This is a genomic window from Parahaliea maris (assembly GCF_008064665.1).
Taxonomy (GTDB): Bacteria; Pseudomonadota; Gammaproteobacteria; order Pseudomonadales; family Halieaceae; genus Parahaliea; species Parahaliea maris.
This window is the reverse complement of the sequence record NZ_VRZA01000003.1, coordinates 15,711-29,906: the sequence shown is the minus strand read 5'-3', so window position 1 is coordinate 29,906 and position 14,196 is coordinate 15,711. Positions and strand designations below refer to the sequence as shown.

14 protein-coding genes are annotated in these 14,196 nt (G+C 63.2%); 5 read left to right on the top strand and 9 right to left on the bottom strand.

Translation table 11 applies throughout. The features are described 5' to 3' along the window. Positions 1–55: 55 nt before the first annotated feature. The 5 genes from FV139_RS08520 to FV139_RS08500 all read right to left on the bottom strand — a co-directional run bounded on the left by FV139_RS08520 (position 56) and on the right by FV139_RS08500 (position 4,431). On the bottom strand, positions 56–676 hold the full coding sequence (locus FV139_RS08520; RefSeq protein ID WP_148068022.1) for an NADPH-dependent FMN reductase: 621 nt from the start codon (positions 674–676) through the stop codon (positions 56–58). Positions 677–697: 21 nt separating this feature from the next. Then, positions 698–1,705, bottom strand: a complete 1,008-nt coding sequence (locus tag FV139_RS08515; RefSeq protein ID WP_148068021.1) for a cysteine synthase A — start codon at positions 1,703–1,705, stop codon at positions 698–700. Positions 1,706–1,762: 57 nt separating this feature from the next. Continuing rightward, the gene (locus FV139_RS08510; RefSeq protein ID WP_148068020.1) at positions 1,763–2,968 is read right to left on the bottom strand and encodes a multidrug effflux MFS transporter; all 1,206 of its coding nucleotides are present in this window, start codon (positions 2,966–2,968) and stop codon (positions 1,763–1,765) included. A gap of 54 nt (positions 2,969–3,022) precedes the next feature. Next, positions 3,023–3,805 (bottom strand): SDR family NAD(P)-dependent oxidoreductase, encoded by a 783-nt coding sequence (locus FV139_RS08505; RefSeq protein WP_148068019.1) that lies wholly within the window; start codon positions 3,803–3,805, stop codon positions 3,023–3,025. A 149-nt stretch (positions 3,806–3,954) separates the two neighbouring features. Then, positions 3,955–4,431: an Lrp/AsnC family transcriptional regulator gene (locus FV139_RS08500; RefSeq protein ID WP_148068018.1), complete on the bottom strand. Its 477-nt coding sequence runs from the start codon at positions 4,429–4,431 to the stop codon at positions 3,955–3,957. 282 nt (positions 4,432–4,713) lie between these two features. Between FV139_RS08500 and leuA the strand changes: the two genes are divergently transcribed. Further along, positions 4,714–6,387: a 2-isopropylmalate synthase gene (gene leuA / locus FV139_RS08495; protein WP_148068017.1), complete on the top strand. Its 1,674-nt coding sequence runs from the start codon at positions 4,714–4,716 to the stop codon at positions 6,385–6,387. Positions 6,388–6,405: 18 nt separating this feature from the next. Here leuA and FV139_RS08490 read toward each other — a convergent pair whose 3' ends face one another. Continuing rightward, a complete protein-coding gene (locus FV139_RS08490; protein WP_148068016.1) occupies positions 6,406–7,752 on the bottom strand; it encodes an alanine/glycine:cation symporter family protein in 1,347 nt (448 codons plus the stop codon). A 139-nt stretch (positions 7,753–7,891) separates the two neighbouring features. Between FV139_RS08490 and FV139_RS08485 the strand changes: the two genes are divergently transcribed. Genes FV139_RS08485 through FV139_RS08470 form a run of 4 tightly spaced genes read left to right on the top strand, consistent with a single transcriptional unit; the run spans position 7,892 to position 10,974 of the window. Then, positions 7,892–8,626 (top strand): Frag1/DRAM/Sfk1 family protein, encoded by a 735-nt coding sequence (locus tag FV139_RS08485; RefSeq protein WP_148068015.1) that lies wholly within the window; start codon positions 7,892–7,894, stop codon positions 8,624–8,626. 1 nt (position 8,627) lies between these two features. Continuing rightward, the gene (locus tag FV139_RS08480; protein ID WP_148068014.1) at positions 8,628–9,599 is read left to right on the top strand and encodes a pyridoxal-phosphate dependent enzyme; all 972 of its coding nucleotides are present in this window, start codon (positions 8,628–8,630) and stop codon (positions 9,597–9,599) included. Between the two features lie 9 nt (positions 9,600–9,608). Beyond that, on the top strand, positions 9,609–10,052 hold the full coding sequence (locus tag FV139_RS08475) for a VOC family protein (protein WP_148068013.1): 444 nt from the start codon (positions 9,609–9,611) through the stop codon (positions 10,050–10,052). A 13-nt stretch (positions 10,053–10,065) separates the two neighbouring features. Then, positions 10,066–10,974, top strand: coding sequence for a DUF6279 family lipoprotein (locus FV139_RS08470; protein WP_148068012.1), 909 nt, complete (start codon positions 10,066–10,068; stop codon positions 10,972–10,974). 4 nt (positions 10,975–10,978) lie between these two features. On the opposite strand, the gene ilvD is transcribed toward FV139_RS08470, so the two are convergent. The 3 genes from ilvD to FV139_RS08455 all read right to left on the bottom strand — a co-directional run bounded on the left by ilvD (position 10,979) and on the right by FV139_RS08455 (position 14,124). Then, positions 10,979–12,823, bottom strand: a complete 1,845-nt coding sequence (ilvD, locus tag FV139_RS08465) for a dihydroxy-acid dehydratase (RefSeq protein WP_148068011.1) — start codon at positions 12,821–12,823, stop codon at positions 10,979–10,981. 118 nt (positions 12,824–12,941) lie between these two features. Further along, complete coding sequence (gene thpR / locus FV139_RS08460; protein WP_148068010.1) at positions 12,942–13,475, bottom strand: RNA 2',3'-cyclic phosphodiesterase; 534 nt, start codon at positions 13,473–13,475, stop codon at positions 12,942–12,944. A gap of 91 nt (positions 13,476–13,566) precedes the next feature. After that, positions 13,567–14,124 (bottom strand): DUF3833 domain-containing protein, encoded by a 558-nt coding sequence (locus tag FV139_RS08455; RefSeq protein ID WP_148068009.1) that lies wholly within the window; start codon positions 14,122–14,124, stop codon positions 13,567–13,569. Positions 14,125–14,196: the final 72 nt, after the last annotated feature.

Sequence of the window (14,196 nt, the reverse complement as noted above, 5' to 3'; positions counted from 1 at the left end):
GGCTCGGTATAACAGCGTCACCTTTCCACAGGTGGGAAATGTGCTGTAAGCAGCCTTACATCCCGCTGCTGTAGGTGCTGAGTGTTGCCTTGCCACTGGCCCGAATCCCCCTGAACGCCAGCGCATACTCCCGCAACAATTCAAGGCAGTAGGTCAGCCGCGCCTCAAAATACTCCTGGGCGCTGGCCTTGTTGTCCTCGGGATTGTCGTTGAACACCGTATCGACGTAGCGAATGATGAGGTGTTCTGGCAGGTAGCAGATACGGCTGTTTTTGTAGCTGCTGGTGCGCAGTTCGGCAATCGGGAAGGAGCCGCCGTCCGCCACGGAGGTCGTCACGATCAGCGCGGGCTTATGGGAGATCTCTTCGCCGGCGGTCCACATCAGGAAGAAGTTTTTCAGTTTGGCGGGCACCATGCCGTGCCACTCGGGTGAAACAACGATGAATCCGTCGCAGCTGTGCAGTTGTTCACGCAGGGGGTTCAGATGCCCCTGCCACTCGGCATTTTCGCTGTCCCATACGCCTTCGTCCCAGAACGGCAGATCGGAGTGGGCCAGGTCCAGCAGCCAGGTTTCCTCACAGACTGACTGATCCTTGAGGGCGCGTTCAATGTAGCGGGCCACCTTGCCGCTCTGGGAATTCGGGCGGTGGCTGCCGCAGATGATGCCGAGTTTCATGTTTTGTCCTTGTTTACAGCGTCAGATATCGAGCCAGGCCGGGATGGGCAGGTCCTTGTTCTGGAGGAATACGGGATTGAAGAGCTTGCTCTGGTAGCGGTTGCCGTAGTCACAGAGGATGGTGACGATGGTATGCCCGGGTCCCAGTTCCTCGGCCAGCTTGACGGCGCCGGCGATATTGATCGCCGATGAGCCTCCCAGGCAGAGACCCTCGTGCTGTAGCAGGTCGTACAGGTAGGGCAGGGACTCGCGGTCGCTCAGCGTCCAGGCGTGGTCAACCTGCGCCTCGGCAATGTTGCCGGTCACGTGGTTGATGCCAATCCCCTCGACGATGGAACTGCCCTCGCTGGGTGCCAGTTCGCCGCCGCTGAAGTAGCTGGTCAGTGAGGCGCCGCAGGGGTCGGCCAGGCCGATTCGTACCTTCGGGTTGTGTGCCTTGAGCGCCTGGGAGACACCCGCGAGGGTGCCACCGGTGCCGACTGCGCAGATGAAGCCGTCGACCTTGCCATCCGTCTGGCGCCAGATCTCTTCGCCGGTGGTGTCGCGATGGATGTGCATGTTGGCAAGATTGTCGAACTGCCGCGCCCAGATGACGCCATTGGCTTCCTTGGCGGCGTAGTCCTGCGCCAGCCGCTCGGCGGTGTGGATATAGTGGCCGGGGTCGGCGTAGGACGCTGCAGGCACCAGATGGAGATCGGCCCCCAGTAGTTCCAGGGTGTCGATTTTCTCCTTGCTCTGGGTCATCGGCATGACCACCGTGCTTTTATAACCCAGGGCATTGGCCAGCAGGGTGAGTCCGATGCCGGTGTTGCCGGCGGTGCCCTCCACAATCCGCCCGCCGGGTTTGAGCTCGCCAGCGGCCTCCGCAGCGCGAATGATGCCGAGGGCGGTGCGGTCTTTCACTGAACCGCCCGGATTCAGGAATTCGGCTTTGCCCAGGATGGTACAGCCAGTTCGCTCCGACACCTGCCGCAGGTGCAGCAGGGGGGTGTTGCCAATAAGCTGGGTGACGTCTGCGGCGCTTTGCAAAGGCCTGTTCTCCGCGGTTTGCTGGGTGGCACAGTATGCCACAGCACCGGGGAGGGGTCAGTTGCTGGCCAGCCTGCGGCTGGCGCGGTAGATGATGGCGAGGGCCGTCAGGCTGAGCGCGGTCATTAGCCAGACCATCGGCGCCGGAGACTGATCCATCAACGAACCCACGCTGCCGCTGGCGATGGCGGAAACCCCCATCTGGATAAACCCCAGCAGGGCCGATGCGGTGCCCGCCATGTGAGCGTAGGGCTGCAGCGCCAGGTTCATGGCGTGGGGCAGCACCAGACCCATGGCGACGGCGAACAGCATCATCGGCAACATCAGCGGATAGATGCTGGTGGGCCAGAGACTGGAGCCGCCCAGCATGACCAGGCAGGAAAACGCGCTCAGCAGGGCGCCCAGCAGAACCACCTGATTCGACTCATAGTGGGCTGACAGGCGCGCGCTGGTGGCGCTGCCGACGAAGTAGCCGAATACGCTGGTAAGGAATATGAAACCGAAATACTCCAGTGGCACCCCCAGCATTTCGATGTAAACGAAACCCGAGGCGGAGAGGTAACAGAGCAGGGCGGCGTAGACCAGCGAACTGCCCAGGGCGACCGACATAAACAGGGGCGCGCGCAACAGGGTGAGAAAATTACGGCCGATGGTGACCGGGTGCAGGCTCTGTCGATGGGGCACGGTTTCCGGCAGCAGGGTGTGGATGAGCACGCTCATCGTCACGCCGTAAACCGCCAGAAACACAAAAATGCTGCGCCAGGGCCAAACCAGCATCATCAGGCTGCCAAAGCCGGGGGCAATGGCCGGCGCCAGCGCCATCAGCATGGCGATGAGGGACAGGGCTTTCGCCGCCCGCCGCGGGCCGAACAGGTCGCGGGTTACGGCGCGGGCCAGGGTCGGGCCGACACAGGCGCCGATGCCCTGCAGGAAGCGCAGCAGAATCAGCTGCTCGACGTTCTCGGCCAGGCTGCAGCCTATGCAGGCCAGCACAAATATGGCCATGCCCCCCTGCAGTACCGGCTTGCGCCCGAAGCGATCCGCCAGCGGGCCGCAGGCCAGGTGAAATACGGCGAAACCCGCGAGATAGGCGCTCAGGGTCAGCTGAATGTCGCCGGTAGTGGACCCCAGGGTGTCGCGCATGGCCGGCATCGCCGGCAGGTACATGTCCACGCTCAGCGGGCCCAGTGACACCAAAGTCGCCAGCAGGACCAGCATCCAGCGGGATTCGGGGTTCAGGTATTGTCGCTTGGATACAGGCATGGGGCGGCGATGCTACCACGCGCGATGGTGCCAGGTCCGTGACAAAAGTCGGGATTACCTGTTTTCGAACCCCATGACGGTCTTCCACCACAGCTTCGGCGCCAGTGCGTGCCAGAGCATCAGGAAGCGGGCTTCACCGGGGTAGATAATGTCTTTGTCTTTCGCCACACCCTTGTCGATGGCATCGACAATCTTCTCCGGGTCTGACAGCCTGCCACTCTGCTTGGCGTTGCGCAGGCTGCCGGGACTGTCGGTATTGATGCTTTGCTCGATTAGCGGTGTATTGACCGCGGGAGGGCAGACCAGGTGGGCCCGCACACCGCTGTCGCGTATCTCGTTCTGCAGCACTTCCATGTAGGTGTTCACCGCCGATTTGGTCGCGCAGTAGGCGCCCATGTGGGGCACCAGGGCGTGGCCGGCGATGGAGCCGAAGGCGATGATGCGGCCGGATTTGCGCGCCAGCATTCCCTCCAGTACTGCGCGCACCATGTAGGTGGTGCCGAAGTAATTGATGCGAAACAGACGTTCCATGTCGTCGTGGGTGTGGTCAACAAGCTGGTGGGCCGGCATCAAAGCGGCAGCGTGGACCAGCAGGTCGACGCCGCCCAGCTCACTTTCCACCCGGGCGATTTTGGCCTCTACATCGTTGCGGTCGCCGATGTCGCAGTGCAGCGGGGTGATCTGTGGGGACTGCTGCGCGGTGTTCTCAAGGCCCTGCTCGTTGACGTCGAAAATGGCGACCCTGGCGCCCCGGTCCGCCAGCCGCAGGGCGATAATCCGTCCCATACCACTGGCTCCCCCGGTGACGATGGCCACCTTGCCCGCTACATCCTTCATCGTGCCCCCTTGCTCTTATGGTCTCTGGGCCGGCCCCGGGCCGGATGTTGTCCCGGAATACTGCGGTGCCTCTGGCCGCCGAACAAGGTTTGATCCGGCCAGTGAAATTGGCGGAAGTGCGCCGGGCTGGCAGGCTGATTGGCTGCGGGTCAGTTCTCGAGATGATCCAGTGGCAGGGTGGTACGTTGCAGTACCCGGCGCAATTCGAAGCTGGAGTGAACGCCGGTGACGCCGGGTATGCGGGTGAGCTTGCCCAGCAGGAAGCGCTCATAATATTCCATGTCGGCCACCACGGCCTTGAGCAGGTAGTCCGCACTCTGCCCGGTGACGACCGAGCACTCGACGACTTCGGGGTAAGTACTTACTTCTCTCTCAAAGGCTTCAAACCGGTCCGGAGTGTGCCGATCCATGCTGATTCCTATATAGGCGGTAAGCTTGAGCCCGAGCCGCGACTGGTCCAGCAGGGTCACGTGGCCCAGGATCAGGCCGGATTCCTCCAGCCGTTTCACCCGGCGGGCGCAGGGGGTGGGCGACAGGCCGACCTTGTCCGCCAGCTCCAGGTTGGTGATACGGGCGTCCCGCTGCATGATGTCGAGAATGCGGCGGTCGGTGCGATCAAAGGCCATGGCTTAGCTCCATTTCGCATTGATTCAGTTGTTGATGGTGATTATATTCAATTAAATGCGTTTTATTAGAGATAAATCGCTTAAAAACTTCCTTAGCTGTCAATATTTGCAGTAATTCACTACGCTTGCCCCATTACACTATGCGCTCGGCTGATTCATCACCTGCTGTAGTCGCGCCGCCCGGGTTACCGCCCCGTCGGCCAACGTGCAACGCCTCATAAGGGCCGGCTCCGCAGGAGCGCAACAGGTGAACAGCCTCCCTATAACGCCAGGAATCCGGTCATGACCCGTTTCGATCACCGCAAGTACAAAGTCTTCCAGCCCATCAAGATGGCCTCTCGCCGCTGGCCTGATCGCCAGATTGAAAAAGCGCCCCTGTGGTGTTCGGTGGACCTGCGCGATGGCAACCAGGCCCTGATCGAGCCCATGACCGGGCGGCAGAAGTCCAAGCTGTGGGACCAGCTGGTCAAGGTGGGCTTCAAGGAGATCGAGGTCGGTTTTCCCTCTGCGTCCAGCCATGACTACAACTTTGTCCGCGAGCTGATCGACAACAACCGGATTCCAGACGATGTCACCGTGCAGGTACTGACCCAGGCCCGGCCGGACCTGATTGAGAAAACCTTCGAGGCCCTCAAGGGCGCAAGACGCGCCGTGGTCCACGTGTACAACTCCACATCAACCGTGCAGCGTGAACAGGTTTTCGGCCTGGACCGCCAGGGCATCGTCGACATCGCCGTGCGCGGGGCGAAGCTGGTGCAGGAGTGCGCCGCCAGGTACCCGGAAACCGAGTGGGTTTTCGAGTACTCCCCGGAGAGCTTTACCGGCACCGAGCTGGATTTCGCGGTGGAGATTTGCGACGCCGTCACCGAGGTCTGGCAGCCCACGCCGGAAAAGCCGGTGATTATCAATCTGCCCGCCACGGTGGAGATGAGTACACCCAACGTCTACGCCGACCAGATCGAGTGGTTCTGCGACCGGGTGGCGCGCCGTGACAGCATCCTGATTTCCCTGCACACCCACAATGACCGCGGCTGTGCTGTAGCAGCCGCCGAGCTGGGCGTGATGGCCGGTGCCGACCGGGTCGAAGGCACCCTGATGGGCAATGGCGAGCGCACCGGCAACATGGACGTTGTTACCATGGCCATGAACCTCTACAGCCAGGGGGTGGACCCCAAGCTGCAACTGGGCCACATGGACGAGATCATCCAGACGGTGAAAGAGTGCACCCAGTTGCCGGTACACCCGCGCCACCCCTGGGCCGGCGAACTGGTTTTCACGGCCTTCTCCGGCAGCCACCAGGATGCGATCAAGAAGTGCCTGGCCCGGCGCGACGAGAACGAACCCTGGGACGTGGCCTACCTGCCCATCGATCCCCAGGATATCGGCCGCTCCTACCAGGAAGTGATCCGCATCAATTCCCAGTCCGGCAAGGGCGGCATCGCCTACGTGCTGGAGCGGGATTACGGCTACGAGCTGCCGCGCTGGCTGCAGATCGACTTCTCCGCCACGGTGCAGGCCTTTGCCGAGGAGCGGGAAACCGAGGTCTCCGGCGAGGAGATTTTCGCCCTGTTCCAGCAGACCTACCTGCAGGAAGACGGCGAGTACCACCTGGGTGACTACCAGGTGAACCGGGCGGACAACACCGATCAGTTACAGGCCGAACTGCAGCAGGGCAGTAGCAGCCATACCCTCAAGGGCTCCGGTAATGGCGTGGTGGCATCCTTTGTGGACGCGATGAGCCGGTTTATCGGCAAGCAGATCGTGCTGGTGGAGTATTCCGAGCATGCCCTCAGCCAGAGTGCCGACGCCGAGGCGGTCTGCTATATCCAGCTCAATATCGACGGCGAACGCTACTGCGGCGTGGGCCGCAGCCACGACATCATCCAGGCTTCCCTGGACGGGATTCTCGGCGCCATCAACCGGTCGGCAAAGCAGGCGGCGCACGCCGCCGCCTGATCGCAACTCCGCCGCCGCTCAATAGGGGTGGCGGTGGAAGTAATCCCTGGCGGCTGCGATGACCTTGGGCGACAGCATGATGGTGGCCACCATGGTGGGAATGGCCATCAGCCCATAGGAGCCGGAGATCAGGTTGAATACCACGTCGATGCTCACCGTCGCCCCGAAAATGACGGTACCCACGAAGAACCAGCGGTAGTGGTGCTGGATGCCGGCACCGAACAGAAACCCGAAGCACTTGGCCCCGTAGTACCACATGGTGAACATGGTGGTGCTGGACAGGATCAGGGTGATGGCAAAGAGTGCGACCACGCCGAGGTTGCCGAAGTTCTCGCGAAAGGCGTTGGCCGTCAGGTTGATGCCGGACAGGCCCTGGGGGTCCTGCCAGGTGCCTGCCAGCAGGATGATCAGGGCGGTGCAGGTACACACGACCAGAGTATCCAGTACCGGGCCCATCATGGCGACCAGGCCTTCCCGGATCGGCTCAGAGGTACGCGCGGCGCCGTGGGCCATCACCTCGGTACCCACCCCCGCTTCATTGGAGAAAGCCCCGCGGCTGACGCCCACCAGGATCACACCCAGAAGCCCGCCCCCCACCGCCTGGGGATTGAACGCATCGCGGAAGATGGCGGCCAGCATGGCCGGTACCTCGCTGGCGTGCATGACAAGCATCACCAGGGTCAGGCAGAGGTAAACGATGACCATGCTCGGTAGCAGCGCGACCGCCACCCGGGCCACCCGCTGCAGGCCGCCAAAAATGACGATGCCCACCAGCACCGCCATGACGCAGCCGATGCCGAACCCGGTCAACATCGGGTCGGCCTCGGGGAACACCTGTTCCCGGATCAAGGCGGTCAACTGGTTGGCCTGGAAAATCGGCAGAGTGCCTACCAGGCCCGCCACGGCAAACAGGATCGCCAGGGGGTAGAACGCCTTCGGCAGCGCCTCGCGGATGATGTACATGGGCCCGCCCTGCAGCCGGCCGAGGCTGTCCGGGCCGCGGTACATGACCCCCAGGGTACAGGTGAAGAACTTGGTGGCTACACCGACCAATGCCGATATCCACATCCAGAAAACCGCTCCCGGGCCACCGGCAACGATAGCCAGGGCGACGCCGGAGATATTACCCAGCCCCATGGTCCCCGACAGCGCAGCGGCAAGGGCCTGCCCGTGGCTGAGTTCGCCGGGCTCATCCGGGGTGTCGTGCCTGCCCAGCATGATGCCGAGGGCATGGCCAAAGTGACGGTAGGGCAGGAAGCGCGAGTAGATTGCGAAAAAAATCCCACCGCCGAGCAACAGCACGACCAGCGGTGTACTCCAGACGGCATTGGCAAAGCGAACGGAAAGATCCTGCAGTAAATCCATTAGGGCCCCGGGTGTCAGGTTGGTTCAATGCCGGTGCGCGAGGCGGACTGTGCGGGCCCGGATGCAGTCGACAGTGCGTAGTGGCCGAGCTTAGCACAGGCCGGGCGGCATACCTTGAACCGACTGCTAGACTGGGGCTATGAATCCACGGCCCGTGGCATTGTGGGCGGCGCTGCTGCCGTTTTTCGCGGTGCACCTCACCTACCTGCTGGCCGCCAGTTTCGGCCTGGTGGATTGGTGCATGCCCTACATCGACAGCTGTACCTCCATCAGTGCAACCGGTCGCGAGCCCCCCGCGAGTTATCTGTTTCGCGCTCTCATGTTGCCGGCAGCTCCCCTGCTGTTTTTCTACTGGTGGCTGAATCACGCCTGGCTGGGCGCCTTGTTGCCCGCGTCCCGGCTGCGTCACTGGATGCTCATGCTGGCCGCCCTGGCGAGCCTGGGGCTGGTTGCCTACGTCACCGTACTGGGGGAAGCCGGGCAGCTCTGGCAGCGACAGCGGCGTATTGGCGTGGTGTTGTTTTTTTCGTTTACCTACCTGGCCCAGTTGCTGCTGGTGGCACAGCTTCGGCGCCTGCAACCGCTGGCGCCGGAGTTGCGTAGGCTGGTGGCAAGCATGTTGGGCCTGTGCCTGCTGTTGCTCGGCCTGGGCCTGCTCACTGTGCTGTGGGACCTCGTGGACGGTGAGGGCTATGACGCGGTCGAGGACGCCTTCGAGTGGAACCTCAGCCTGCTGCTACAGACCAACATTCTGCTGGGCTATTGCCTGTGGCGTCGAAGCGGCTGGCAACTCGCCGTGAATTCAGGCCCGGGAGGCTTGGCAGGGCCCGCCAGGGAAACGGATAATCCGGCTGCCAACCACAGGAAACCCTGATATGAATCGCCGTGAATCAAATTCCGCAACCACTGCGCCTACCCTCGCCGACATCGAAGCTGCCGCCGCGCGAATAGCCGGTTATGTTCACCGGACCCCGGTGCTGACCAGCCACCGGTTGGACGAGTGGTGCACGGCAACGCTGGCCTTCAAGTGCGAGAACCTGCAGAAAGTGGGCGCGTTCAAGGCGCGGGGCGCGAGCAATGCGGTGCTGGGCCTTGATGACGCAGCGGCATCCCGGGGGGTAGCGACCCACTCTTCCGGTAACCACGGCGCCGCCCTGGCGATGGCCGCGCAGCGTCGGGGGATTCCCGCGCACATCGTGATGCCGGCCAACGCACCGGCGGTGAAAAAGGCGGCGGTAGAAAGCTACGGGGCGTTTATCATCGAATGCGAGCCGACCCTGGTTGCGCGGGAGGAAACCCTGGTCCGGGTCGTCTCGGAGACTGGCGCGGAGGTGGTTCACCCCTACGACGACGCCCGCGTCATCGCCGGCCAGGGCACGGTGGCACTGGAACTGCTGGAGCAGGTGCCTGAGTTGGATGTCGTGGTGGTACCGGTGGGCGGAGGTGGCCTGCTGGCCGGTGTGGCCACTGCCGTCAAGGCCCTGAAACCCTCGGTTGAGGTCGTCGCTGCTGAGCCCGCGGGTGCCGATGATGCCTTCCGTTCCTTCGGGCTGGGGGAGCGTCAGCCCCAGACCAATCCGCAAACCATCGCCGACGGCCTGCGGACCAGTCTGGGTGAGCTCAACTTCCCGATCATCCAGCGCTGTGTCGACACCATTGTCACCGTGGAGGAAGAGAGTATCGTTAAGGCCATGCGCCTGCAGTGGACCCGGCTGAAAACCGTGGTCGAGCCATCGGGCGCTGTCAGTTTTGCCGCGCTGCTGGAGCACCCGGAGCGTTTCCGTGATCGCCGTGTGGGCGTGGTGATCAGCGGCGGCAACGTCGACCTCGACCACTTACCCTGGTGACCTGGTGAAATGAAGAGCCAAGCCCTGTTCCACCTGGCCCTGCCAGTGGATGACCTCGCCGCCGCCGCGCGCTTCTATGGTGAAGTGCTCGGCTGCTCCCGCGGTCGCGAGTCCTCGCGCTGGATCGACTGGGATTTCTGGGGTCATCAACTGGTGACACACCTTGTTGGCCCTGGCGAAGTGCCCGCGGCAGCCACCAACCCGGTGGACGGCGAAGCCGTTCCCGCCTCCCATTTCGGTGTCATCCTGCCCTGGGAGCAGGTGGAGGCCCTGGAAGCCAGGCTGAAGGATCACCTCGTGCCCTTTGTGATCGAACCTACCGTGCGCTTTGCCGGACGGCAGGGGGAGCAAAGAACCTTCTTCGTGCGTGACCCCGCCGGCAACCATCTTGAATTCAAGGCCTTCCGCAACCTCGACATGCTGTTCGCTACCGATGGCCTCGACTATCCCTGAAGTGCTTTGGAGAGTGCGCTGGAGAGTGCGCTGGTGGAGCTGTTGGCGGCGCCGGCTGCCAGCGCTGTTCATCGCTCTGCTGGTAACCGGCTGCAGCAGTACCACTTTCCTCTACAACCGGCTCGATTTCCTGGTTCCCTGGTACGTGGATGATTATGTCGAGCTGGACCGGGGCCAGGAGCAGGTGCTGGACGAGCTGCTGGAGCCATTTCTCGAATGGCACCGGGAGGAGGAGCTGCCGCGCTACGTGACCCTGCTGCACGATGCCGAGGCCATGCTGGATAGTGATGGCCTGACCCTTGGGGAAATCCGGGAGCTGACCCGCGGGATGGAGCTGGCGGGGGATCGGGTGCAGACCCGCTCCCTCGACTGGCTGCTGGCCATGGGTGAGCAACTCAGTGACGAGCAGGTTGCTGAATTCATTACCAACCTCGAAGAGAAGCAGGCGGAGCTCGAGGAAAAGTACCTCGAACGCGATCAGGAGGAATACCGGGAGGACGCCTACGATCGCCTGCTGGATAACCTGGATGATTATTTAGGCAGGCTGGACCGCAAACAGAAGGAAACTCTGCGCACTGCTGTTGCCGGACTCGACCGATCCGACGAGCTGTGGCTGGCCGAACGCCAGGCCTGGACCGACCGGTTAAAGGCTTTGTTACAACGGGAACCTGGCTGGCAGGATGCGGTACGGGTGGCTGTTGCATCGCGCTGGGACAGTGCCAGCCCGGAGTACCGGGTGATGTACGAGCAGAACGTCAGCGTGATTCAGGGCGCGGTGATGGAAGTAGTGAACACGCGCAGCAAGCAGCAGGACCGTCACCTGCGGCGCAAGGTCCACAATCTCAGAGAGGATTTCCTGGCGCTCAGCCGGGAGGGGCGGTCAACGGAACAGGGCGCGCCCGCGGTTACTGGCGCGCCCTGAGCCTTCAGTCCAGCAGAGACAGATCCCGTACCGCGCCCTTGTCGGCGCTGGTGGCCATTTTCGCGTAGACCTTGAGAGCGGCGCTGACCTTGCGCGGCCTCGGCTTCGCGGGTTGCCAGGCTGCATCGCCCCTGGCTTCCATGGCGGCGCGACGGGAGGCCAGTTGTTCATCGCTCAGGCGCACGTTGATGCTGCGCCCGGGGATGTCGATGTCGATCAAGTCGCCGTGCTCCACCAGGCCGATGGCGCCACCGGCGGCGGCCTCCGGCGAGGCGTGGCCAATCGACAGGCCCGAGGTGCCGCCGGAGAAGCGGCCGTCGGTGAGCAGGGCGCAGGCCTTGCCCAGACCCTTCGATTTCAGGTAACTGGTGGGGTAGAGCATTTCCTGCATCCCGGGGCCGCCGCGGGGGCCTTCGTAGCGAATGATCACCACGTCGCCCGCCTTGACCTTGCCGTCGAGGATGTCGGCCACCGCGTCTTCCTGGCTTTCACACACGTAGGCGCTGCCCGAGAACTTGAGGATGGACTCGTCCACCCCGGAGGTCTTCACCACACAGCCGTCTTCAGCGATGTTGCCGGTCAGTACCGCCAGGCCCCCTTCCAGCGAGAAGGCGTGGTCGAGGGAACGGATGCAGCCGCCGGCGCGGTCGCTGTCCAGCGAGGGCCAGCGGGTGCTCTGGGAGAAGGCCGTCTGGGTCGGGATGCCAGCGGGTCCGGCCTTGTAGAACTCGTGAACGGCGGGATCGTCCGTGCGCACGATATCCCACTGGTCCAGGGCGTCGGCAATGGTCGGGCTGTGCACGGTGGAGCAGTTGCGGTGCAGCAACCCGGCCCGGTCCAGCTCGCCGAGGATACCCATGATGCCGCCGGCGCGGTGCACGTCTTCCATATGGTACTGGGGCGTGTTGGGCGCCACCTTGCACAGTTGCGGTACCTTGCGCGACAGGCGGTCGATGTCGGTCATGGTGAAATCCAGCTCGGCCTCCTGGGCTGCCGCCAGCAGGTGCAGGATGGTGTTGGTGGACCCGCCCATGGCAATGTCCAGGCTCATGGCATTTTCGAAAGCCTCGAAGCTGCCGATGTTGCGCGGCAGCACGGACTCGTCGCCCTCGCCGTAGTAGCGCTGGCACAACTCCACCGCCAGTTGGCCGGCGCGGTGGAACAGGCGTTCGCGGTCCGCGTGGGTGGCCAGGGTGGAGCCGTTGCCGGGCAGTGACAGGCCCAGCGCCTCGGTCAGGCAGTTCATCGAGTTGGCGGTGAACATGCCCGAGCAGGAACCGCAGGTAGGACAGGCGGAACGTTCGTATTCCTCTACTTTTTCATCGGAGGCTTCACTGTCGGCGGCGATGACCATCGCGTCGACCAGGTCCAGCTTGTGCTCGGACAGTTTGGTCTTGCCCGCTTCCATCGGCCCGCCGGAAACGAAGACCGCCGGGATGTTGAGGCGCATGGCGGCATTCAGCATCCCGGGGGTGATCTTGTCGCAGTTGGAGATGCACACCATGGCGTCGGCGCAGTGGGCATTCACCATGTACTCCACCGAATCGGCGATCAGGTCACGGGAGGGCAGGCTGTAAAGCATGCCGTCGTGACCCATGGCGATGCCGTCGTCCACGGCGATGGTGTTGAATTCCTTGGCCACGCCGCCGGCCTTCTCGATTTCCCGCGCCACCAGTTGCCCCAGATCCTTCAGGTGCACATGGCCGGGCACGAACTGGGTGAAGGAGTTGACCACGGCAATGATGGGCTTCTTGAAGTCCTCATCCTTCATGCCGGTGGCGCGCCACAGGGCGCGGGCACCGGCCATATTGCGGCCGGCGGTGGAGGTTTTGGAGCGATAGTCGGGCATGGGGCACACCTGCGCACCCAGTGGGTTGCGCGTTCAATGATCGTAAAAAGGGCACGAAGAATACCAAAAATGTCGCGGGCACCGAAATGGGCTGTTGCCTGCCTCAACATCCGTGATGTCAGGCAGATGACGCCAGCGGCCAGGCAGTGAGCACATGGTAGGCCACCCCCCCGCGCAAGCGCCGGGATTCAAACAGCGCTATTTCCCGCTGCTGCAGGCGAATGTCCGGAGCCTGCGCCGGCAGGGGGGGCGCCTTGTCACAGCGGCGAAACAGGGTCACGTGGGGCTGGAAGCGCTGCTTTTCCCGCCGGGCCCCGGCACTGGCCAGGAGTTGTCGCAGTTTGCCCACCTGGACGTCCAGGGTGGTCGGCCACTGGCGTGGTCCCAGCCAGTAGATACCGTTTCCCGGCCAGTAACCGGTCTGGTTCAGGGCGAGTGTGGCCGCGGATACTGAATTCTCGCCCAGCCACGCATCCACCCGGCCGCACAACTCATCGATAACCGCGATGTCGAGTTCACCACCGAAGGCGAGAGTAAGATGCAGATTGGCCACCGGCACCGGTCGACCACCCGGGCCAAACTGCCGGTCTCGCCAGTTACTGATGGCCAGCGCGGTTTGCTGGTCGGGCTCGATGCCAAAAAATACTCTCATAGGGCTCCTGGGGCCGCTGGCAAAGCAGTTGTCCTGGTCTGTTTATGCAGCATGGCCTGTCTGGTGACAAACTGGCAAACAGGGTATCGCGTTAACCGGGGCGGCGCTCGATTACCAGCAGGATCCTGCCCACGGTGAGGCCAAACTTCTTCATGGTGGATTCGTTAATGACGACGTCGGGCGAGACCCGGTACATGCGATCGTCAATGCGCAGGTCGAGAGTGGAGTCGTTGTAGGGAATCCGCAGCACGTAGTCCAGGAACAGGGCGTTGCCCGCCTGTCGGGCCTCTCCGACGCCAACGACATCCCCCGCGGTGCCGTGGTAGAGCAGGTAGCCGTCGGCGTCACGCCCCTGTGGTGTCAGCGTCCACACCCGCCGCTGTGCCTCGCCATCGTCAAACAGGAAGTCTTCCTCAAGCGTGCCCACGCCATCGCGCCAGTAGGCGACTATTTCGGCATTGAAGGTGCGGATAACCTCGCCGCGCCAGTCCTTCACCACTCCGTGGGCGGACAGCCGGCCGTCAAAGAATTGCTCCAGGGTGAGTGCCGGGGTATCCCCGGCGTGCTTGCCGAGGTCAGCCGAGGAACAGCCCACCAGCAATAGCCCATAGATAAAGGCGACGGTGAACCCGATTGTCTTGCGTCCCATGCCGGTCTCTCCTCCTGAGTAAAGGCTGCAGGGTAGATACGCGGCGGACAGGCAACGGGATGACCCGCTGCC

What these genes read in the sequence shown, in the direction of transcription:
- FV139_RS08520 (WP_148068022.1), bottom strand. Translation starts at nt 676, where the DNA reads ATGAAACTCGGCATCATCTGCGGCAGCCACCGCCCGAATTCCCAGAGC.
- FV139_RS08510 (WP_148068020.1), bottom strand. Translation starts at nt 2,968, where the DNA reads ATGCCTGTATCCAAGCGACAATACCTGAACCCCGAATCCCGCTGGATG.
- FV139_RS08505 (WP_148068019.1), bottom strand. Translation starts at nt 3,805, where the DNA reads ATGAAGGATGTAGCGGGCAAGGTGGCCATCGTCACCGGGGGAGCCAGT.
- FV139_RS08500 (WP_148068018.1), bottom strand. Translation starts at nt 4,431, where the DNA reads ATGGCCTTTGATCGCACCGACCGCCGCATTCTCGACATCATGCAGCGG.
- leuA (WP_148068017.1), top strand. Translation starts at nt 4,714, where the DNA reads ATGACCCGTTTCGATCACCGCAAGTACAAAGTCTTCCAGCCCATCAAG.
- FV139_RS08490 (WP_148068016.1), bottom strand. Translation starts at nt 7,752, where the DNA reads ATGGATTTACTGCAGGATCTTTCCGTTCGCTTTGCCAATGCCGTCTGG.
- FV139_RS08485 (WP_148068015.1), top strand. Translation starts at nt 7,892, where the DNA reads ATGAATCCACGGCCCGTGGCATTGTGGGCGGCGCTGCTGCCGTTTTTC.
- FV139_RS08480 (WP_148068014.1), top strand. Translation starts at nt 8,628, where the DNA reads ATGAATCGCCGTGAATCAAATTCCGCAACCACTGCGCCTACCCTCGCC.
- FV139_RS08475 (WP_148068013.1), top strand. Translation starts at nt 9,609, where the DNA reads ATGAAGAGCCAAGCCCTGTTCCACCTGGCCCTGCCAGTGGATGACCTC.
- ilvD (WP_148068011.1), bottom strand. Translation starts at nt 12,823, where the DNA reads ATGCCCGACTATCGCTCCAAAACCTCCACCGCCGGCCGCAATATGGCC.
- thpR (WP_148068010.1), bottom strand. Translation starts at nt 13,475, where the DNA reads ATGAGAGTATTTTTTGGCATCGAGCCCGACCAGCAAACCGCGCTGGCC.
- FV139_RS08455 (WP_148068009.1), bottom strand. Translation starts at nt 14,124, where the DNA reads ATGGGACGCAAGACAATCGGGTTCACCGTCGCCTTTATCTATGGGCTA.